Origin of the sequence: Desulfobulbus sp., from assembly GCF_030824455.1 — a bacterium.
GTDB lineage: Bacteria > Desulfobacterota > Desulfobulbia > Desulfobulbales > Desulfobulbaceae > Desulfobulbus.
Window position 1 is genome coordinate 1 of sequence record NZ_JAVBXR010000031.1, and the last position, 20,891, is coordinate 20,891.

General features: G+C 58.2%; 20 protein-coding genes. 12 read left to right on the plus strand and 8 right to left on the minus strand.

Annotated features, from left to right (window positions below; genetic code table 11):
- Together RCH93_RS05235 and RCH93_RS05240 are read left to right on the plus strand one after the other, a co-directional pair.
- A partial coding sequence (locus RCH93_RS05235) for an RHS repeat-associated core domain-containing protein (RefSeq protein ID WP_306547273.1) occupies positions 1-1,017 on the plus strand: 1,017 nt, incomplete at its 5' end.
- Positions 1,005-1,340 carry a hypothetical protein gene (locus RCH93_RS05240; protein ID WP_306547274.1) on the plus strand — a complete coding sequence of 112 codons (336 nt, stop codon included), beginning with the start codon at positions 1,005-1,007 and terminating at the stop codon, positions 1,338-1,340. The genes RCH93_RS05235 and RCH93_RS05240, both read left to right, overlap by 13 nt.
- Positions 1,341-1,534: 194 nt before the next feature.
- Here RCH93_RS05240 and RCH93_RS05245 read toward each other — a convergent pair whose 3' ends face one another.
- The 6 genes from RCH93_RS05245 to ilvD form a co-directional block, all read right to left on the minus strand.
- Positions 1,535-1,810, minus strand: coding sequence for a type II toxin-antitoxin system RelE/ParE family toxin (locus RCH93_RS05245; protein ID WP_306547275.1), 276 nt, complete (start codon positions 1,808-1,810; stop codon positions 1,535-1,537).
- A complete protein-coding gene (locus tag RCH93_RS05250; protein ID WP_306547276.1) occupies positions 1,810-2,085 on the minus strand; it encodes a CopG family ribbon-helix-helix protein in 276 nt (91 codons plus the stop codon). Before RCH93_RS05250 ends, RCH93_RS05245 begins: the two co-directional genes overlap by 1 nt.
- A 227-nt stretch (positions 2,086-2,312) precedes the next feature.
- On the minus strand, positions 2,313-2,624 hold the full coding sequence (locus tag RCH93_RS05255) for a hypothetical protein (protein ID WP_306547277.1): 312 nt from the start codon (positions 2,622-2,624) through the stop codon (positions 2,313-2,315).
- Positions 2,597-3,103 (minus strand): hypothetical protein, encoded by a 507-nt coding sequence (locus RCH93_RS05260; RefSeq protein WP_306547278.1) that lies wholly within the window; start codon positions 3,101-3,103, stop codon positions 2,597-2,599. The genes RCH93_RS05255 and RCH93_RS05260 overlap by 28 nt, the downstream gene beginning before the upstream one ends.
- 100 nt (positions 3,104-3,203) lie before the next feature.
- Positions 3,204-4,814 carry an autotransporter outer membrane beta-barrel domain-containing protein gene (locus tag RCH93_RS05265; protein WP_306547279.1) on the minus strand — a complete coding sequence of 537 codons (1,611 nt, stop codon included), beginning with the start codon at positions 4,812-4,814 and terminating at the stop codon, positions 3,204-3,206.
- Between the two features lie 415 nt (positions 4,815-5,229).
- Positions 5,230-7,056, minus strand: coding sequence for a dihydroxy-acid dehydratase (ilvD, locus tag RCH93_RS05270; protein WP_306547280.1), 1,827 nt, complete (start codon positions 7,054-7,056; stop codon positions 5,230-5,232).
- Positions 7,057-7,158: 102 nt separating this feature from the next.
- Between ilvD and RCH93_RS05275 the strand changes: the two genes are divergently transcribed.
- The 4 genes from RCH93_RS05275 to RCH93_RS05290 all read left to right on the plus strand — a co-directional run bounded on the left by RCH93_RS05275 (position 7,159) and on the right by RCH93_RS05290 (position 11,560).
- Positions 7,159-8,331: a type IV pilus twitching motility protein PilT gene (locus RCH93_RS05275; RefSeq protein WP_306547281.1), complete on the plus strand. Its 1,173-nt coding sequence runs from the start codon at positions 7,159-7,161 to the stop codon at positions 8,329-8,331.
- Positions 8,332-8,428: 97 nt separating this feature from the next.
- Positions 8,429-9,112 carry a hypothetical protein gene (locus tag RCH93_RS05280; protein ID WP_306547282.1) on the plus strand — a complete coding sequence of 228 codons (684 nt, stop codon included), beginning with the start codon at positions 8,429-8,431 and terminating at the stop codon, positions 9,110-9,112.
- A 271-nt stretch (positions 9,113-9,383) separates the two neighbouring features.
- The gene (locus RCH93_RS05285; RefSeq protein WP_306547283.1) at positions 9,384-11,117 is read left to right on the plus strand and encodes a 30S ribosomal protein S1; all 1,734 of its coding nucleotides are present in this window, start codon (positions 9,384-9,386) and stop codon (positions 11,115-11,117) included.
- Positions 11,118-11,272: 155 nt separating this feature from the next.
- Entirely contained in the window at positions 11,273-11,560 is a 288-nt protein-coding gene (locus tag RCH93_RS05290; protein WP_015722784.1) for an HU family DNA-binding protein, read from the plus strand.
- Positions 11,561-11,674: 114 nt separating this feature from the next.
- On the opposite strand, the gene RCH93_RS05295 is transcribed toward RCH93_RS05290, so the two are convergent.
- Positions 11,675-12,292, minus strand: a complete 618-nt coding sequence (locus RCH93_RS05295; RefSeq protein WP_306547284.1) for an L-threonylcarbamoyladenylate synthase — start codon at positions 12,290-12,292, stop codon at positions 11,675-11,677.
- A 408-nt stretch (positions 12,293-12,700) separates the two neighbouring features.
- Here RCH93_RS05295 and guaB point away from each other — a divergent pair, with 408 nt between their 5' ends.
- The 5 genes from guaB to RCH93_RS05320 all read left to right on the plus strand — a co-directional run bounded on the left by guaB (position 12,701) and on the right by RCH93_RS05320 (position 18,194).
- Positions 12,701-14,164 (plus strand): IMP dehydrogenase, encoded by a 1,464-nt coding sequence (gene guaB, locus RCH93_RS05300; RefSeq protein WP_306547285.1) that lies wholly within the window; start codon positions 12,701-12,703, stop codon positions 14,162-14,164.
- A gap of 41 nt (positions 14,165-14,205) precedes the next feature.
- The gene (gene guaA / locus RCH93_RS05305) at positions 14,206-15,756 is read left to right on the plus strand and encodes a glutamine-hydrolyzing GMP synthase (RefSeq protein WP_306547286.1); all 1,551 of its coding nucleotides are present in this window, start codon (positions 14,206-14,208) and stop codon (positions 15,754-15,756) included.
- Between the two features lie 49 nt (positions 15,757-15,805).
- The gene (locus tag RCH93_RS05310) at positions 15,806-16,582 is read left to right on the plus strand and encodes an NYN domain-containing protein (RefSeq protein WP_306547287.1); all 777 of its coding nucleotides are present in this window, start codon (positions 15,806-15,808) and stop codon (positions 16,580-16,582) included.
- Positions 16,583-16,585: 3 nt separating this feature from the next.
- A complete protein-coding gene (glk, locus tag RCH93_RS05315) occupies positions 16,586-17,596 on the plus strand; it encodes a glucokinase (protein WP_306547288.1) in 1,011 nt (336 codons plus the stop codon).
- A 73-nt stretch (positions 17,597-17,669) separates the two neighbouring features.
- Positions 17,670-18,194 carry a YgjV family protein gene (locus RCH93_RS05320; protein ID WP_306547289.1) on the plus strand — a complete coding sequence of 175 codons (525 nt, stop codon included), beginning with the start codon at positions 17,670-17,672 and terminating at the stop codon, positions 18,192-18,194.
- A 39-nt stretch (positions 18,195-18,233) separates the two neighbouring features.
- Here RCH93_RS05320 and RCH93_RS05325 read toward each other — a convergent pair whose 3' ends face one another.
- Positions 18,234-18,842 carry a 3'-5' exonuclease gene (locus RCH93_RS05325; RefSeq protein ID WP_306547290.1) on the minus strand — a complete coding sequence of 203 codons (609 nt, stop codon included), beginning with the start codon at positions 18,840-18,842 and terminating at the stop codon, positions 18,234-18,236.
- 427 nt (positions 18,843-19,269) lie between these two features.
- Here RCH93_RS05325 and nifA point away from each other — a divergent pair, with 427 nt between their 5' ends.
- Positions 19,270-20,886, plus strand: coding sequence for a nif-specific transcriptional activator NifA (gene nifA / locus RCH93_RS05330; protein ID WP_306547291.1), 1,617 nt, complete (start codon positions 19,270-19,272; stop codon positions 20,884-20,886).
- The last annotated feature ends 5 nt before the right edge of the window (positions 20,887-20,891 follow it).

A 20,891-nucleotide genomic window follows, 5' to 3' on the forward strand; every position in this document is an offset into this window, starting at 1 on the left:
CTGCCCGACGGGAGCTACAAGCTGCTGGTTGGCTACAACGACCAGCAGTTCTGGAGCGGGGTGATCAGCGTCTACCCCCTGGGCGACACGCCGGTGGAAATGGTCAATGGCTCCGGCGGTATACTGAGCCGGCTGCACGATCCCCACCCCTCCCTCTGGCACGGAACACCACCGGAATATCGGCCACTATTGGCCCTGGCCTCGGGATCGCTGGCCGGGATGCTGAACACCACGTCAACACCCGTTGCCGCCACGCCCCAGGTGGTCTATTATCTCAACGATCACCTGAGTACAGCGCAACTGCTCGTCGACGCGGCCGGGACCGTGATCTGGCAGGGTGACACCCAGCCCTTTGGCCAGGTGACCGAGGTGATCAACCAGATTGACCACAGGTTCCGCTTCCCCGGCCAGATGGTTGATCCTGAAAGCGGGTTGTTTTACAACTGGAACAGATTTTATGATCCGGAGACCGGGCGGTACCTATCACCCGACCCCATCGGGCTGGACGGGGGGATGAATCTTTATGCCTATGTGGGTGGGAATCCGGTGAACGCGGTGGATCCTTGGGGATTGTACACAGAGATTATCATTTGGCAACCTGTTGGTTGGAGTTCGTCCTCGTTTGGCCATGTATCCTCGAACGTAAATGGAACCAACTACTCCTGGGGGCCTGGTGGTTGGGATACGAAATTTCCGAATACTGCAGATTATGCGAAAAGGCAGCAGGGATTCCGTAGCGGGGTCGGGACCATTCTCAAACTAACACCCGAACAAGAAAAGAAATTAGTTGAGTGCTATGCCAGAAAACGAGATGATTACAGCATTTTATCCAATAACTGCGGTGATCCGCACAGGGACTGCTTAAAGGAGGCAACAGGCGGAGCGCTTTCCGACTCGCTCTTCCCGGTCAATATCGGGAATGATTTGCTCGACTCCCCGTACTACGGGGGATCGAAATTCTATGATGGTCCCTCAAAATCGCGTGGCTTCTTCGACGATGGGTTTTGGGTGCGATGATGAGCAAAAACGCGATTATAAATTTAATCGGTGCGGTCATAGTTCTCGGGATAATTCTGTTTATGGGAAATATGTGGTCACCAAGAGGATTGAAGCTGGTAACGAAAGGAACGGTGCTAGTGTATGCAACGCAAGAAGATGCGATGAAATCACCAGCGCCGCCTGCTATCGCTCAACTATCTGCGGGTGAGAGCTTACCAGTTACAAAACGTGTGGACGTGAAGCACTACCTCATCTATAAGGTTCGACTGCCTGATGAGCGCGATGGCTTTGTGCTCGATGGAGAATACTCGCTAATGCGGGACGGCAAGGAAGCGTTCTGATCGTAATCACTAAAAGCCCGGTAGCTCGGCAGGGCGGGCACAGCCCCACCGTGCCCGCTATCTGTTATCACCTCGCCTTTCGCGCAGCGCCAAACCACAGGCAGAGCTGGCCGAACCGCTGACCTTCGAGCGGAACCCAGTGCCAAGTCGCATAAGGCTTTTTATGTGATGTCTACGCCCACGTTGCCGACCGCTTACCGGTTTTCGCGGGTATGCCATAATCGCAAGACATAGCTGGACTCACCTTGGAGTTCGTAGCGCATTCCATATTGCCCCACGACGATTCGCCGCACCTCACGCGGCAAAAATTCGAATAATTGTTCTCCCATACGTGGATTAAGCAACAAACGTGTCGGCGCCTTGGTCAAGGATTGCACGGTGCGGGCCGCAGCCCCTTTATTCACGGTGGCCAAAAACTCATACAGCCGCGCCAAATCGGACAATCCACTGCGGGTCCACTGCAATTCCATCAGTACGGAACCGGTAAAGGCTCATCCCGCTCAAGGCTGTCTGCCCACGCCTGAATCGCCTGCTGATCGATAACCCGGCAAGAATCCACGTCAGTAAGCGCTTCAAGTGTTAAGCGATAGCGATCTTCTTCCTGTTCTACCCAAGCCGACAACGCCTGTTTCATAATCCATCCTCGCGAACGCTCCAACCGAGCGGCCATTTGATCCACCTTTTCGGCAAGCGGGATAGGCACATGCGCAGTTAACACACGAGTATCCGTCTGAGATCCCATCATCACACCCTTTACATCTAGTGAAATTCCTATTCGGCCACCATTACCCGATTAAAAATTAATCATAACGATTTAAAAAGATTTAATCAAGACATCGCAGCAACATAAAGGTGCCTCCGAAAACGGGTAGAGTCGAGATGTGGCACGGTTGCTTTTGAGCTCGTTTTCACACCCCACTCATTGCATCAAGCCTACGCATTCGGTTCTCGGACAGCACACAATCAGGACACTCATCTGAGATAGTGCTCAGTAATATCGGCGCGTTCATGGCCCATCTCACGGGAGACCTGGCCGATAGTCTGCTCATAGGTTTTGCCGGATCGTTGCAACTCCTGATGGCGCTCTTGCGCCCATGACCATCGCAACCCATGTGACCCCTGATACTCTTGGCCAGTAGCCATAGCAGCGTCCTTGAGTTCGCGCCTGTAAGCATCCCCGCTCAATTCAAACCGCTGGCCGTTTGCAACCACCTTTTCCAGTCGCGCATAGGTGTCAGGCTTGACGCCAACCTCTCTTACCTTGCCTCCTTTACCTTGCACCATGATCCAGCCCTTGAGTTCGCCGATCTGTGAATCTGGACGAGCCCCTTCAAATTCTCGCTCCCAATACGGTTGGCCTCGCTAATCCGTGCTCCACCCTCCAGTTGAATATGTGCCGCCAGTTTAAAATCATCACCTCGTACCGCCGCGACCAGTACACGCGGCTCAAGATACGCCCGACTTCCTTCAAACCGGTCTAACCCTCTCCCAGCAATCCGAGCTTCATTGATCGCCTGAGAAAAATGATATTCCCGGCCAGTGCCGTTTTGCGATGCGTAGCGATTGAGCGCTACTTCTAGTTTTTCAAGAGCAGCCGCGTACTGCGCAAGCGTGGCATGCGACACACCGCCTTCGACCTTTGTCTCAAGAAATTCCCGAATATTTTCACCTGACAGTTTTTCGATATCCTTTACGCCCATTTCTGTTTTGGCGTAGGCAATTGGTCCCGTGCCGCTAATCTTTTTGGAGTCACCATGAGCCAACGCGTATTGAACGTTGAATTCGTCGGATACGGAATATAGAAATATCTTGAGGGCTCAAGCGTCAACATGATGATTCCATGCGATTAATTGACCGTATTTATCACCAGTTATATTTCAACGACAGATTTCCCTGCACTCCGTTTTCTCCGTCAAACACCTCTGCGACCTGACCTTGCAGACTCAATCTTTGGTTGAGTTTGAAATCTGTGCCTATCGCCAAGACATAACTGTTTTGATCTAATTCGCTGGCGGCCGTGTCCCCTGCAACACTGACCTCGTTGCGGTTGAAAAAATCATGGATACAACTGATCTTTGTCCAGACGCTCACTTGATTGTCCGGGGCGTTTTCAATAACTTTCCTCACCTCAACACCAAAGCGTCCCCATAAAGAATCGCCCTGCTTCAACGAGACTCGAGCCCCAAGATTGTCGTTAAAATCGCTCATCCCAATCTTTGTATAGGAAAATTGCTGATGAGGTTCAATCGACCAGCCGTTTTGCTTCCGGAATGCAATGCCATTTTGAACGGTAAGTACGGTCATGTCGCCATCGTAATCCTGGCTCAGTCCATATCCCAGCTCACCCGGCACGGTATTGTTGAGGCGCAGTCCGCCATGCAACAAAGAACAACTTCCGTACCAGGAGCGCGGACTCTCAGGATTGCTCACATACAAACCATATATCCCTCCAACCGTGGCTTTCGCACTGTTTTCCACAGCACTGGTCTCGTATTCTTGAAAGTTATCCCCAATGCCAAACATAACTCCCCAATACGACCTCGATTGGCCCCCAGGTTTATTTCCTTCAAGCATTCGTTGCCAGCCCATACTCATGCCAGCCGTGTGAGCATCAACTGAACTGCCGTCTTTTTCATCGTAATCAATATTGTCGCCAAAGCCGCGCATCCAAAGCTCTCCTTCTGCTTCCTGTCCGGCGCCTGCGTCTGCATGATGACTTTGTGATCCATAACGCGTCTGATCCAAATGTACGCCAAGGTCAGTCGCGATGCTGCGACCCACTCTTTGCGCACCAACAACTGCTCCGGAATAGCTTTTCAAATAGTCTGGAGCATAAAGAGCATAGACTAACCAATTCGTGGGAGCACCCCGGTAATAATATTGATAAGCTCCGCCCTGCCTATATTCCCCATCCTTTTCCATCGGTGAAGCCAGTCCTCCAATCAGGGTGTTGCCAGCCGGAACATCGATCACATAAATTCGCTGCAAATCACTACCCCATGCAGCCAAAATAGCCTGTTCGTCTCTCGCCTCCTGTATTCCGCGATACTGGTCGCCCCACCAGCTCCCCAAATATCCCAAAGCCTCTTGGTATCCACTGTTGCCGCGTCGGTATAACCGAAGGGTGCTGCTTGGAGTCACCAACGAAAGGCTGGTGTCGGTTACGCCGGGCCGACTGGTAAACGAATAAAAATTCGTGTAATCGGTGACTCCGGCTCCTGTTTGATAAAACCTTGGATGAATGTCCGCATCCTGAAGAATGCTGATTTTGCGATCCAAGCGGCTTGTGGTTACGCCCGCGTAAATATTATAAGCGTCCAAACCGCCACGATCAGTCACAATGGCCTGGTTGGTTTGAATCTCTTGATCAATGTCCGACAATGTTTCAGCCGTTGCCAGCGAATGCGGCGGCAGAAACGCCGATGCTGTTAACAGGATGAAAACATGAGAAATAAGCAAACAAGTTGACTTCATGCCGAGCTCCTGCACAAACAGACTGAGACAGCCTTAACCGTAGCGATTATGGCCGAAAAACCAATTGATTCTATTGCTAAATCAAGCGACGCATGATGCGCAGAGCGTAACCGCGCCGACGAAGGGGGGAATTTCGAGCGAAACGAGAACTATCGGGGAATAACGAGAGATCTCCTCGCTGTGACTCTACCACTATGAGTGGCTCAACTTGAAAGCGAATTGGAATTACCGTCGCAAGAACAGCACCGGCTCCAAACGCTTGGCGCGCCTGCATTCCGCAAACCGCGACGCGTCGCCCAGCCGCCGCCAGGATGGGGATGCTCTGGGCGCTCACTCGACTGCGTCAACAAGCAGAGGACGGAATGCCGCCAAACAATCGGCCATTCGCATCCTCTGCATCGGGGTCGCGCGGCGATTAATCCAGCAGCCGAACCGCGCCCTGATCGGCCGAGGCGGCAAAACGGGCGTACACCTGCAAGGCCTTGGAAATCGTCCGGTTGCGCTTGGGGGTAAAGGCTTCGGCGCCTCGGGCTGCTTCCTCGAGGCGGCGGGCAGCCAGTTCTTCGGCGCTGATCAGCAGCGAGATGGTTCGCTTCGGAATATTGATGTCTATGCGGTCGCCCTCCCGAACCAGGGCGATGGCCCCGCCGCTGGCGGCTTCCGGCGAGACGTGGCCAATGGACAGGCCGGAGGTGCCGCCGGAAAAACGGCCGTCGGTGATCAGCGCGCAAGCGGCCCCGAGATGGCGGGATTTCAAGTAGGAGGTGGGATAGAGCATCTCCTGCATGCCCGGCCCGCCCTTGGGCCCCTCGTAGAGAATAAACACCACGTCGCCGGCCTCAACCACGCCGTCGAGGATGGCGTCGCAAGCCTCCTCCTGGGAGTGATAGACCTTGGCCTTGCCGGTAAAATGAAGGATGGAGGCGTCGACGCCGGCGGTCTTGACGATGCAGCCCTTCTCGGCGATGTTGCCATACAGCACGGCCAAACCGCCGTCGCGGGAATAGGCGTGGGCCAGGTCGCGGATGCAGCCTGTTTCCCGGTTAAGGTCAAGCTCGGGATAGAGCGTGGCCTGCGAGCCCATGGTCAGGTTGCGCACCCCGGCCGGGGCGCTGCGGTACAGGGTGCGGGCCGCCTCGCTGGCCTCGGGCCGCATGACGTCAAACTGCGACAGCGCCTGGGCCAGGGTCAGGCCGTCGGCCCGATGCGCGCTGGCGTCGATCAGGCCGCCGCGCTCCAGTTCCCCCAGAATGCCGAGGATACCGCCGGCCCGGTTGACGTCTTCTACATGGTGCGACGAACTGGGCGCCACCTTGCACAGGTTGGGCACTTTGCGCGACAGGGCGTCGATGTCCTGCATGGTGAAGTCGACCCCGGCCTCATGGGCCACGGCCAGGATGTGGAGCACGGTGTTGGTCGAACCGCCCATGGCAATGTCCAGCGCCATGGCGTTGCAAAACGCAGCCTTGCTGGCTATCGACCGGGGCAGAACGGTGGCGTCGCCGTGGCCGTACCAGGCCTCGCACATGGCCACAATCCGCTCGGCAGCTTGATCAAACAGCGCCAGTCGGGCCGCATGGGTGGCGACCACGGTGCCGTTGCCCGGCAAAGCCAGGCCCAGGGCCTCGTTGAGACAGTTCATTGAGTTGGCGGTGAACATCCCGGAGCAGGAGCCGCAGGTCGGGCAGGCGCTGCGTTCGACCTCAGCCACCTCCGCATCGCTGACCGAACTGTCGCCGGCCATGATCATGGCGTCGATCAGATCCAGGGCCTTGCCGCCCGCCCGTCCGGCCTCCATCGGGCCGCCGGAAACAAAAATGGCCGGAATGTTAAGCCGCATCGCCGCCATCAGCATGCCGGGAGTAATTTTGTCGCAATTGGAAATGCAGACCATGGCGTCGGCCTTGTGGGCGTTGCACATGTACTCGACCGAATCGGCGATCAGCTCGCGGGACGGCAGGCTATAGAGCATGCCGTCGTGGCCCATGGCAATGCCGTCGTCAATGGCGATGGTGTTGAACTCCGCGGCAAAACAGCCCAGCGTCTCGATCTTTTGCTTCACCCGCTGACCGATCTCGTGCAGATGCACATGGCCGGGCACAAACTGGGTGAAGGAGTTGACCACAGCGATCACCGGTTTGCCAATCTGCTCCTCGCGCATGCCGTTAGCCCGCCATAGAGCGCGAGCGCCCGCCATTCTTCTGCCTTCCGTTGTCGCCGCGCTCCGCAGTGGATTCGCCATCGTCCTCACCTCAACTCACTGATTTATTTTTTGCTTGTCTTTTGCCGCCTAAGCGATAGAACCCATAGTAATTACTTTGTCAATTCTACACTGGTAGACGCCATGAAACAACAGGAGATTAACTATTGGATCACCGCCATGCTGGCCAAGCACGCGCGGGTTTCAGACCTCAATATCACTGTGGGCAAGACCTTGCAGGTGGAAAGCGACGGCTCGCTGGTTGCGGTCGACGTCGCGCCGCCGGTGACGGAACTGACCCCGTTTCAGACCGAGGTCTTTGCCTTGAATCTGATCGGCGGCAACCGCCGCCTGTTGCGCGATCTGGTTACCAAGGGCTCCTGCGACCTGTCCTATTCCCTGGACGAAAAGGTTCGTTTTCGGGTCAACATTTTCTCGCAGAAAGGCTACTACACCTCGGTGCTGCGAAAACTTGAAACCAAAATCCCTTCAATCAGCGGGTTCCATTTTCCCGAGGCCTTTAGCAAGATGGCCCGCGAGGTCAACGGCCTGATCCTGTTCACCGGCGCCACCGGCACCGGCAAAACCACCTCCATGGCGGCCATCCTCAATCGGATCAACGAGGAACGCCAGGTGCACATCGTCACTCTGGAAGACCCGATCGAGTATATCCACCCTCACAAGAAGGCCACCTTTAATCAGCGGGAGATGGGCGACGACTTCGACACCTTTGCCGGCGGTCTCCGCGCCGCCCTGCGCCAGGCCCCCAAAGTCATTCTCGTCGGCGAGATCCGCGACCGCGAAACCCTGGAGATCGCCCTGACCGCCGCAGAAACCGGCCATGTGGTGTTTTCCACCCTCCACACCATCGACACCGGCCAGACCATCAACCGCATCCTGGGCATGTTTGAGCAAGACGAGCAACCGCAGGTGCGCAACCGTCTCGCCGACACCATCCGCTGGGTGGTCAGCCAACGACTGCTGCCACGCATCGGCGGCGGCCGCATCGCGGCCCTGGAAATTCTCTGCACCAGCCTGCGGGTTCGGGATTTGATCATCAACGGCGAGACCGAGGAAAAAACGTTTTACAATGTTGTCCGCGACGGCTCGTCCCGCGACATGCGCACCTTTGATCAGCACCTGCTGGAACTCTTTGAGACCGGCCTGATCACCGAGGAATCGGCAACCCTCTACTCCTCGCACCGCAGCGAGATCAAGCGGGGCATGGACACGATCAAGGCCGCCCGGGGCGAACGCACCTCGTCCATCGACGATCTGCGCATGGAGCAGGAAGAAACCGATCCTTACGGGCGATAAATCAAGCGAAACAGCACAACCGCACCTCGACCTTGCCGTCGCAACCATTGGCCGCACTCGTCCGCCGCTTCTGCCGCATTCACCCCAAGGAGTTCCCATGCTGACCCATTGCCCGTCCTGCCAGCAACCCCTGCAATTCACCACCGAACAAATTAGTCGCCTGGAACAGGCCTTGTCGCACCTCGCCGCCGGCAAGCTGTTGACCATGAAATGCCCTCTCTGCCGCCAGGCGATCGCTCTGGACAAATCCGGTCAACCGCCGCAAAAAAACGAGACCCAGGTCCAACCGCCGCCGCCGCCTGACCTGGACTGGCTGCACACCGGTCTTTTCCAGGCCGAGGAAAAGGTTGAAGACGTTCCCATGGCCCTGGTCCTCCATCCGCCCGGCGAGCAACGCAAACGCATCGGCGAAGCCCTGGAAACCGTGGGCTACCAGGTGTTCGTAGCCGACGCGCCAGCCGAAGCCCTGGAAAGGATGCGTTTCGTCAATTTTTCCTGCGTTGTTTTTCAAGACGCCATGGAGGGCTCGCTGGCCCAATCCTCTTTCCACGCGCACATGCGCGCCCTGCCCATGAATCGCAGACGCTACATGTTTTACATTCTGCTCGGCGACGCCTTCCACACCCTCTACAATCTTGAGGCCCTGGCGCACAGCGCCAACCTGACGGTCAACACCGGCGACCTGCGCCATCTCGACATCATTCTGCGCAAGGCCATTCCCACCTACGAGGAACTGTTCGGGGCCTTTCTTGAGGAACTGAGCGCCCAGGGAAAAGGCTGAACCCGGCGTCGCCTCCATACCCCCGCGTTTTTCGCTGCAACGAGCCAGACGAACCGCCGCTGGCCTTGCCCCGGCGCGTCTTGCACCTTTCCGCAACACTTCCGCCCCTGGCGGACAAACAAAGAAATGCCTTTTTTCAAGAGGAAACAGTTGTTTTTCAAAAAAATCTCTGGTAAATAAATTAGCCTTATTACCTTGAGCGAGAGAACCTCATTTTTCGTCTCATCAACCACTTATTAAAGACCAGCACCGGTCGCCACAGGAACATTCCATGACAAAGAACGGAACTCAACCCGCATTTGCGGCAGATGACAACAGCTTTGAAGAAATGAGCTTTGCGGAACTGTTTGAACAAGAAGACAACAACACCGTCATTACGGTTGGCGAGGTTGCGCTCGGAACCGTCGTCGGCCTGAGCAGCGACGCCGTCCTGATCGACGTCGGCGACAAGGCGGAAAGCTATGTTGCGCTTTCCGAATTCCGCCATGAAGACCCGGATCGGGAAATCAAAATCGGCGACCAGTTTGAAGTCTTCATCGAAAAACGGAAGGAGGAAGGCGGTCTGCTGCTTTCCCGCGAAAAAGCCATTGCCATCAAAGTCTGGGAACAGATTGCCACAATTCAAGAAGAAGACGGGACCATTGAGGGCCGTATCGACAACCGGGTCAAGGGCGGCATGTCCGTCGACATCGGGGTGCCGGCATTCCTTCCCTATTCACAGATCGACCTGCGCCCGGTCAAGGATCTCGACGGACTCATCGGCCAGACCTTTGAGTTCAAGATCCTCAAGTTCAACCGCAAACGCAACAACGTGGTTATTTCGCGGCGGGCCATTCTTGAGAATCAGCGCACCGCCCTGCGCGAGCAGATGCGCACCTCCCTCGAAGAGGGCCAGACCATCCGCGGCGCCATCACCAACATCACCGACTACGGTCTGTTCATCGACCTGGGCGGCATGGACGGTCTCTGCCACATCACCGACCTTTCCTGGGGCCGGGTTTCCCATCCTTCCAAGCTCTACACCGTTGGCGAGGAGATCGAGGTCAAAATCCTCAAATACGACAAGAATTCCGACCGCGTCTCTCTGGGCGTGAAGCAACTCAAGACCGATCCTTGGGAACGCGTTCCGGAGCAGTATGCGCCGGGCTCGAGAGTCACCGGCAAGGTCGTTTCCATCACCGATTACGGCGTCTTTGTTGAGTTGGAAGAAGGCGTCGAAGGTCTGGTGCACATCTCCGAGATGAGCTGGTCGAAAAAACCGCGCCATCCGTCCAAGATCGTTGGCGTTGGTGAGGAAATCGAGGTCCAGGTGCTCAAGGTCGAAGCCGAAACCAAGCGCATCTCCCTGGGCATGAAGCAGCTGCAGCCCAACCCGTGGGATGTAGTGGAAGAGAGCTATCCGGTGGGTTCGGTTATTGAGGGCAAGATCAAAAACATCACCGACTTCGGCATCTTCATCGGCATAGAAGAGGGCATCGACGGTCTTATCCACGTTTCCGACCTCTCCTGGACCGAGCGGATCAAGCATCCGTCCGAAAAATACGCCAAGGGCGAGACCATCCAGGCGGTTGTGCTTAAAATTGACAAGGAAAACGAACGGTTCTCCCTGGGCGTCAAGCAGTTGGAGCCCGATCCATGGCAGGCTGCGGCCAGCAACTACCCGATCGGCTCCACCGTTGAGGGCACCATCACCAACGTGACCGAATTCGGCGTCTTTGTGCAGCTGGAAGAGGGCATCGAAGGCTTGGTGCATGTTTCCGAGATTTCTCGAGACAAGGTGAAAACCCCGGTCGGCATGTTCAATGTCAACGACGTCTTGAAGGCGATGGTGATCAACGTTTCCGCCGACGACCGCAAGATTGGCCTTTCCGTCAAGGCCCTGCAGGAAAAAGACGACAACAACGGCGCCGTCCCCGAAGAATACCTGCAAAAAGCGCAGAGCAGCGGACCTTCCACCTTTGGCGATCTGCTGAAGGCGGCGGCGGGAGAGGACTCGAACAAATAAACCGTTCGCGTTCCTGGTTCGTTCATCACAGCAACGGGTGTTTCATCTGACCGGAGCCCAAGTTCAGGAAAGATGAAACGCCCTTTCTATTGCCCGCAGCAAGAGGCCTTACGCCGCTTGCCGACAATGCGGTTGGTTAAAAGGAAAAAATTATCATGCTTAAGCGTGAATTGGTCAATCAAGTTTCCGAACAGCTTGGCGACTACTACAAACAGGACATAGCGCAAGCTGTTGAAATCATTCTCGAAGAGATTTCGCAGGCGCTTGCCGAAGAGAGAAGGGTTGAAATACGCGGCTTTGGCAGCTTTTCCGTAAGGACGCGCAAACCGCGCACCACCAAGAATCCTAAAACGGGAAAAATGATGAACATTCCCGCCCGCAAAACCCTGCACTTCACCATGAGCAAATCACTCAAGGAAGTATTGATCGACGAAGTCGAATAATACGCCAGGTTTTGCACGGCAAAAAGACCGGCCCCTCTGGGGTTCGGTCTTTTTTTATAGACGAACACTCACGGGATCACGGGACTGGCGGCGGCGTCTCTGTGAAGGCAAGATTTAAAGAAAGGCGCTGACGTCGCCCTTCCCTTCCCGCAGGATTTCCGGCTGCTCTGTCAACAGGGAAATGACCGAGGAAGGCGCGGGCAGGATCTCGCCGCTGTCGATGATCAGGTCGACCTGCTTGCCGAAAAGGCGGTCGACGTCGTCGCAGGTGCGCACCGGTTGCTCGTCCTCTTCGAGCATGGCGCTGGTGTTGAGCACCGGATTGCCCAGCATCTCGATTATGGCGAGACAGACGGCGTTGTCGGGCACGCGAATGCCCACGGTTTTCTGCTTGGTCAGCATAATTTTGGGCACAACCTTGGTTCCCGAGAGGACAAAGGTGTAAGGGCCGGGCAGATTTTTGCGCATCAGGCGATAGGCGGTGTTGCCGACATGGCCGTACTGGCTGATGTTGGTCAGCGAGGCGCACATAAAACTAAACGGTTTGTCCTTGGGCCGTCGCTTGATCTGGTAGACCCGCCGCACGGCCTTTTGATTAAAAATATCACAGCCGATACCGTACATGGTGTCGGTTGGATAACAAACCACACCGCCGTGTTGCAGGACCTCAACCACCTGAGCGATCAGACGCGGTTGCGGGTTCACAGGATTGATTTCAAGAATTTTTGCCATACAGGAAACTTTTGGGCTATCGGTGAGAGGAAGGAAGGCGGCAGAGCGGACGCCGCAACACTGCGCAAGGGCCTCCGCAAATGGTCTGCCGGAGACGACGGGAGGTTACTAAAGCAGGATCAACCGGTAAAAGCCACCGGTTTTTTCACGCGCATGTATTTCTTTTTAGGCCAGAACGTGCTAGAGAATACCTAATCTCTCTTCACCAAGCCCCAATCCGCAGGAAAGAGCATACACAAACAGGTCGGGCTTCGGCCCGGTGCTGTCAAGCAGCCCGGTCTGGAGTCCGACCTGTTGCATTTTAGGTAACACATCAAATTTTTACATAAAAATAGCGCTGCCGCATCGCCGTTTTCACCAGGACGGTCGACACGGCCCCGTTTTTACTCCAGCAAAAAAGGAGACCACATGTTTCAGCAAGCAATTCCCCTGGCGCTCACCTTTGACGATGTTCTTCTGATGCCCGGCGCCTCCGAGGTGCTGCCGTCGGAAGTGTCGCTCAAAACCCGCCTCACCGACACCATCGAACTGCAGGCGCCGCTGCTCAGCGCCGCCATGGATTCGGTCACCGAACACCAGACCGCCATCGCCATGGCGCGTGAAGGCGGCATTGGCATCATTCACAAAAACATGAGCATCGAACTGCAGGCCAAAGAGGTGGAGCGGGTCAAAAAGTCGGAATCGGGCATGATCGCCGACCCGATCACCGTCTCCCCTTACCAGAGCGTGGCCGAGGTGCAACAGATCATGCGCAACTACCGCGTCTCCGGCCTGCCGGTGATTGACGGCGACAAACTGGTGGGCATCGTCACCAACCGCGACCTGCGCTTTGTCTCCGACGACGGCCTGCGGGTCAACGACGTCATGACCAGCAAAAATCTGGTCACCGCCCCGGTGGGCATTGACCTGCCGCACTGCAAGGCCCTGCTGCATGAACACCGCATCGAGAAGCTGCTGATCGTTGACGACGACGGCCGCCTCAAGGGTTTGATCACCATCAAGGACATCGAAAAAATCAAACAATATCCGAGCGCCGCCAAAGACGGCCTGGGTCGGTTGCTGGCGGGCGCAGCACTGGGCGTCGGCGCGGAAATGCTGCCGCGCACCGAGGCGCTGGTGCGGGCCAAGGTGGACGTGGTGGTGCTCGATTCCGCCCACGGCCATTCCGCCGGCATCCTCCGCGCCTTGGAGGAGATCAAGGCCCACTTCCCCGACCTGCCGGTGATCGCCGGCAACATCGCCACCGGCGAAGCAGCCCAGGCGCTGATCAAGGCCGGCGCCAACGGAATCAAAGTCGGCGTCGGGCCGGGTTCGATCTGCACCACCCGCATTGTGGCCGGAGTGGGCGTGCCGCAGCTCACGGCCCTGAAAAACTGCGTGGAGGCCGCCTCGAAGAAAGGCATCCCGGTGATCGCCGACGGCGGCATCAAATTCTCCGGCGACATCTGCAAGGCCATCGGCATTGGCGCCCATTCGGTGATGATCGGCTCGCTTTTTGCCGGCACCGACGAGACCCCGGGCGACACCTTCCTCTACCAGGGCCGGAAGTACAAAGGCTATCGCGGCATGGGCTCGATCGGGGCGATGAAACAGGGCTCCAGCGACCGCTATTTCCAAGACAAGGAAAGCAGCAAGCTGGTGCCTGAAGGCATTGAAGGCAAGGTCCCGTACCGGGGGCCGATCTCGGAGATGATCTACCAGCTGCTCGGCGGCCTGCGTTCCGGCATGGGCTACACCGGAGCCGCCACCATCGAGGAACTCCACAACAAGGCCCGCTTTGTGCAAATTTCGTCGGCCGGCCTGCGCGAGTCGCACGTCCACGACGTCATCATCACCAAAGAGGCCCCGAACTACCGGACCGAAGGGTTATAAACCGCTCTCGCCGTCCTTTCATCCTTGCATCAAGAGGCGCCATGTCCACGCATACGCAGAAAATCATCATCCTCGACTTCGGCTCGCAAACCACCCAATTGATCGCCCGCCGCATCCGCGAACAGAAGGTCTACAGCGAGATTCACCCCTATACCCTGGATCTGGAACGACTCAAGGCCATGCGGCCCACCGGCGTTATTCTGTCCGGCGGACCGGCCAGCGTCTACGACGACGACGCGCCGATCAGCGATCCCGGCATCTATGAGCTCGGCGTGCCGATCCTCGGCATCTGCTACGGCGCCCAGTTGATGATGGTGCAGCAGGGCGGACGGGTGGAGAAGGCCGAGAAACGCGAGTTTGGCAAGGCCCAGCTCAACATCGAATACACCGGCGGCTTGTTCGCCGGCATGGAGACAACGCCCTCCCATTACCAGGTGTGGATGAGTCACGGCGACCGGGTCGAGCAACTGGCGCCGGGGTTTGTGGTCACCGCGACCAGCGCCCATTCGCCCTACGCCGCCCTGCGCCACAGCGAGAAGCCCTTTGTCGCGGTGCAGTTCCACCCCGAGGTGGCCCACACCCTGATCGGAACCGACGTGCTGCGCAACTTCATCTTTGGGCTGTGCGGCTGCCAACCGGACTGGACCATGCATTCGTTCATTGACGCCACCGTGGCCGACATCCGGGCCAAGGTCGGGACTGATCAGGTCATCTGCGCCCTGTCCGGCGGGGTCGACTCCTCGGTGGTCGCGGCCATGGTCCACCGGGCGATCGGCGACCAGCTGACCTGCATCTACGTCAACAACGGCCTGATGCGGACCGGCGAGTCGGAAAGCGTGCTCCGCTTCTTCCGAGAAAAAACCGATCTCAAGGTGATTGACGTCAACGCCGAGGAGTTCTTTCTCAAATCCCTGGACGGCGTCGCCGATCCCGAGGAAAAACGCAAACGGATCGGCTACGGCTTCATCGAAATTTTCGAGGCCGAGGCCAAAAAACTCGGCGCCGTGCGCTATCTGGCCCAGGGCACGCTCTATCCGGATGTGATTGAATCCGTGGTGTTTCGCGGCAAGGCGCCAATAAAATCGCATCACAACGTCGGCGGCCTGCCCGAACGGATGCAGCTGGACCTGATCGAACCCCTGCGCGAGCTGTTTAAGGACGAGGTCCGCGAACTGGGCCTGGAACTGGGCCTGCCCGAAGAGGCCATCTACCGCCAGCCCTTCCCCGGCCCCGGCCTGGGCATCCGCATCATGGGCGAGGTCACGGCGGAACGGCTGCGTATCCTCCGTCAGGCGGACGTGATCGTGCTGGAGGAGATGAAGGATTCCGGCTGGTACCGCAAGGTCTGGCAGTCGTTTGCCGTGCTCCTGCCGATTCAGACGGTGGGCGTCATGGGCGACGGCCGCACCTACGAGCATGTGATCGCCCTGCGGGCGGTGGACAGCAAGGACGCCATGACCGCCGACTGGTCGCGCCTGCCCTATGAGATTTTGGGCCGCATCTCAAACCGGATCATCAACGAGGTTCGCGGCGTCAACCGGGTGGTCTACGACATCTCCTCCAAGCCGCCGTCGACCATTGAGTGGGAGTAAGACCGTTATCAAACATCCTCAGCCAACCCATTAAGAGCCAACGTTTGTCATGCTCAAATCAGCAATCTATGTAGACGCGGAAAACATCAAGATGAGCGGCGGTTACGGCATGCGCTACGACGTGCTTGTCGATCTGGCCAACAACAACAACTCGGTGATGCTGCGGGCCAACTGTTATCTGGCCGAGGATCACGAGCGCACCCAACGGGATCCGGAATACCGACAAAAAGTTTATTCCTACCACAACATCCTGCGTCAGTGCGGCTTCAAGATCATCAAGAAGTATGTCCGCCGGTTCAAGGACGAAGACGGCAACATCACCACCAAGGCCAACGCCGACATGGATCTGGCGATCGACGCCCTGCTGCAGGCGCGCAATCTCGACCGCATTATCCTGCTCACCGGCGACGGCGACTTCCTCCGCCTGATCGTCGCCCTGCAGAACATGGGCTGCCGGGTGGAGGTCATTGGTTTTCACAATGTGAACAAAGAGTTGCGCGAGGTTGCCGACTCCTATGTCTCTGGCTTTCTGGTGCCGGGACTGTTGCCGATCGCCGGCAGTTACGGCGACAACGGCGAGCAGTGGCAGCGCGGCACAGTGGCCAACTTCAACCAGGACCGTGGCTTTGGTTTTTTCCGTTATTACCGCCTGCAGGACAATGCCCTGCAATCGGAAACCGTGTTTTTCCACCTGTCGAAATCGACCCTGCCCTCCGACCATTTTTTCCAGGAGCCGCACCGCATTTTTGAATTCCGGGTGGTGGAAAATCCGGCCAACAACAACCGCTCTGAGGCCTGGGACATCCGCCTGATCAAGGAAGGGTAAGCCATGACACACTCTGCATGCCTGCTGCTCGCCGGCGACATCGGCGCCACCAAGACGGCGCTGGCTCTGTACCAGACCTGGCCGGGACAACCACTGCGGCAGCAGACCTTGCAGAACAGGGCGTTTGCGAGTTTTGACGCTTTGTTGCTGGATTTTCTTGGCCAAGGCGAGGCCGCGCCGGTTCGCGCCTGCTTCGGCGTTGCCGGCCCAGTGATGGCGGGCGCGGTCCACATGACCAATCTCAACTGGACGCTGGACGCCCGAACCCTGCAACAGCGGTTTGGTTTCCTTCGGGTCGATCTGATCAACGATCTGGTGGCCACCGCCATGGGCGCCTTGCATCTGCCCCCTGCAGACCTCCGGATTCTTCAGCCCGGAGAACAGCACGCGGGCGGGGCAATGGCGGTGCTTGCCCCTGGCAGCGGACTGGGCGAGGCCTTTCTCGTGCCGCACAACGGCGGCTATCTCCCCTGCCCCTCCGAAGGCGGCCATGTCAGCTTTGCCCCGCGGGACGGACTGCAAAGCGATCTGCTCGCCTTCATGCGCGCCCGGCAGGCGCATGTCTCGGTGGAGCAGGTCTGTTCCGGCCTGGCCCTGCCCGAGTTGTTTGCGTTCATGGCCACAAGAGAACCACCGCCGGACTGGCTGCAGGCGCAGCTGGAGCAAGCCGACGTCCCAACCCCGGTCATTGTCCAGGCTGGGCTGGAGGCCGTGCAGGGCGGGCGGCCCTGCGACGTTGCCGTGCTCACCCTTCGGCTGTTCCTCGACATCCTTGCCGACGAGGCGGCCAATCTCGCTCTCAAAACCCTGGCCATCGGCGGAGTGTTCCTGGGCGGCGGCCTGACGCCGCGCCTCTTGCCCCTGCTGGACCAGCAACGGTTCCTGTCGGTTTTCACCCGGGGAACCTACCGGGATTGGCTGGCCCGCATTCCCATCCGCATCATCCTCAATCCGCAGACAGCGCTTTTGGGCGCGGCCGCGTATGCCGCCGACGCCCTCGGCACGCGCTCGTAAGCCCTCATCCCCCTAGGTTTCGGCGGCCCCTTCGGCACCTCAGGCCTCAACCGCAAGCCGCGCCACACGCCCCATGCATCTTTCGCCCTTTCTCCTCTCCCAACTGCTGGTCGTCGTGGCCATCGGCTTTGATCTGCTCTCGTTTCAGTTCAAAGAACGGCGGCGGATTATTCTCTGCCTGATGGTTTCCTGCCTGCTGATCGCCGCCCATTTTGCCCTGCTCGGCCACCGCACGGCCATGGGGCTGGCGCTGCTGGCGGCGGTGCGGTTCGTTGCCAGTTATCACACCACCTCGAAAAAGGTGATGGCCGTGTTCCTCGGAGCCGCCGTTGCGGTCGCGACGCTGACCTTCCACGGGACGCTGAGCGTGCTCGGCTGCATTGGCGCAATCTTCGGAACCATCGGTTCGTTTTGCAAAGAGGACAAACAGTTGCGCCTGAACATGCTGGCGGCCACCAGCGTCTGGCTGGCGCACAACTGCCTGGCCGGCACCCCCACCGCCGTGCTCATGGAGGCGCTGTTTCTTGCCAGCAATCTGCTGGGCTATTATCGATTTTACTGCCGCAGGGCCGGCAAACCAGGCCTGCTTGGCCCCTGATTGCGGCAAGCGCGACGATGAAAATCTCAGCCCAGTCGTTCAGGGCCGGGTCGGCGTTGGCAGGGCCTGCAGGCGTTGATAAATTTCCAGCCCGATCCAGGCGTCGGTGGCCGCATATTGGATTTGTTGCGGAGTGAGCTCGCGGTTGGCCCAGTTGGTGGTGCGGGCCGACTTGGAGATGCGGATGCCGCAGACCAAGGCGGCCAAGCCGCGCAACCCTTGATTGTGCACCCCTTTGCGCCGCGCCATCCGGGCCAGATCGACAAAGCCGCCCGGATCGAAGGGGTGCAGTTCCTGTAAACTCTTCAGGTCAAAATCCGGGGCCACCCCAGCCTTGACAATGTTGCTGTCGCCCAGCACCGTCAAAATCGGCTGCGACAGCCCGGTCTGGTGCAGTTGAAAGAGAAACACCTCGGACTCGGTCGCCAGTTGCAACAGGCTAGGGGAAAATTTCTGCCCCTTTTTGAAGGCCGGCCGGGTTTCGGTGTCAAAGCCGAGCACAGCGGACCGACGCAAGCGGACCGTCGCCAGTTCGGCTTCTTCAGCCGTCCGCACCACATGCACCGGCCCGTCCCAACTTGCCAGCGGCAGTTCATTGATTGCTTCTTTTGCGATTCGCACTGCAATGGTTGTCTGTTCTGCCGTCATATCCCCTGCTCTCTGCACCCTGCGCCCTTTCTGCACGCCTGCCCGCCATCTCCGCGACGACCGGAGGCCCCTCTTCGGCAGCCGATTTACCCGATACGCGCCAGTCTGTCATGAACAATTGACCGGAGCAAGAGGCGCGGCACCCGTTCTTGCCTGCCACATTTTTGCACACCTGCCCTCCATTCCCGCGCATTCACTTCATTTATGTCACAAAACAACTCCAATATTTACAAATTCGAACATATCGCCAAACCTTTTCGGCGCCGGCGGCGACAAACCCGCCCATCACAAGGGCCCCATCTCCGCCCAGAACAGCCATCCTGCCGCGCGGCCAGGGCTTGCTGCAACTTAACTCGACACAGGAATGTTTTTTGCTTTGCACTTAATGGCAAGAGCTCTTGAATCAAGCAATTCAGGCAGGACACCTATGAAAGGGAACGAAACGATGCGCCAGACCACCGCCGAAACAGCCGTCACCGCGGCGCTTGAGGTGCAGGCCCTCTATAACATCGTCAATCTGATCGGCTCCGCCGTCCATCTGGACACGGCGCTATCCTCCATGCTCAAGGTGTTGCACGACACCCTGCGCATGGAACGGGCCACCCTGGCGCTGCTGGACGAAACCGGCCGCCACCTCACCATCCGCGCCTCCTACGGCCTGAGCGTCGAGGAAGAACAGCGCGGGGTCTACGGCCTCAACGAGGGCATCTACGGCCAGGTGTTCAGCACCGGCTCGCCGTTCATCGTCCCCGACGTCCACAGCGAACCCCTGTTCCTCAACCGCACCGGGGCCCGCAACAAGATTTCCAAAACCACTATCTCGTTTATCGGCGTTCCGGTCGTCCTCGCCGGGGTGACGGTCGGCGTCCTCAGCGTCGACCGGCTGTTTGGCGCGGACATCTCCTTTGAGGAAGACGTCCGTTTCCTCACCGTGCTCGCCACTCTGATCGCCCAGTTTCTCAGCCTCAACCGCGCCATCCGCCAGGACCGGGAGAAGTTGGTCCAGGAAAACCTCAGCCTCAAGGAAAAGCTGCACGGCCGCTATCACCGCCATCAGATCATCGGTCAGTCCAAGGCCATGCAGGAGGTGTACTGGTCGATTGAACGGGTTGCGCCCTCCGGGGCCACGGTGCTGCTGCTGGGCGAATCAGGCACCGGCAAGGAACTGGTGGCCCGGGCGGTGCATGACGCCAGCCCCCGCAAAAACGAGGCCTTCATCAAGGTCAACTGCGCCGCCCTGCCGGAAAATCTGCTAGAAAGCGAACTGTTCGGCCACGAACGAGGGGCCTTTACCGGGGCGGTGGTGGCCCGGATCGGGCGGTTTGAGCAGGCGGACCACGGCACCATCTTTCTCGACGAAATCGGCGAGTTGCCTTTGCTCCTGCAGGCGAAATTGCTGCGGGTGCTGCAGGAGCAGCAGTTTGAACGCTTGGGCGCCTCAAAAACCCAGAGTGTGGACGTGCGGATCATCGCCGCCACCAACGTCAGCCTGGAGCGGGCGGTGGCCTTGGGCAATTTCCGCAACGACCTTTTCTACCGTCTCAACGTGGTGCCGATCAATCTGCCGCCGCTGCGCAAACGGCGCGACGACATCCCCCTGCTGCTGGACCACTTCCTGCGCTCGAGCAACAAGCGCAACGAAAAAAACATGCGCATGTCTACGGAATTTCTTGATTTTCTCACCAACTACGACTGGCCAGGCAACGTCCGCGAACTGCAGAACCTAGTGGAGCGGATGGTGATTCTGGCCAACAGCGAGGTGCTGCGGGTTGAAGACCTGCCCGAATATCTGGTCAGCCCCGAATCCGGACGGATTCCCCCGGCCATGGAAACGGTGCTGCCGTCCCTGGTGCCCCCCCAGGCGCCGCCGACCCAATCGTCGTCGGGCCGAAAATCATTGAAAGATCTGGAACGGGAACAGGTGGAGTCGGCCCTGATCCGCAACGGTTGGGTGCAGTCGCGGGCCGCCCGCGAGTTGGGCCTGACCCAGCGGCAGATGGGCTACAAAATGAAGAAATTCGATCTGCACCGGCCGGAATATTAGCCACA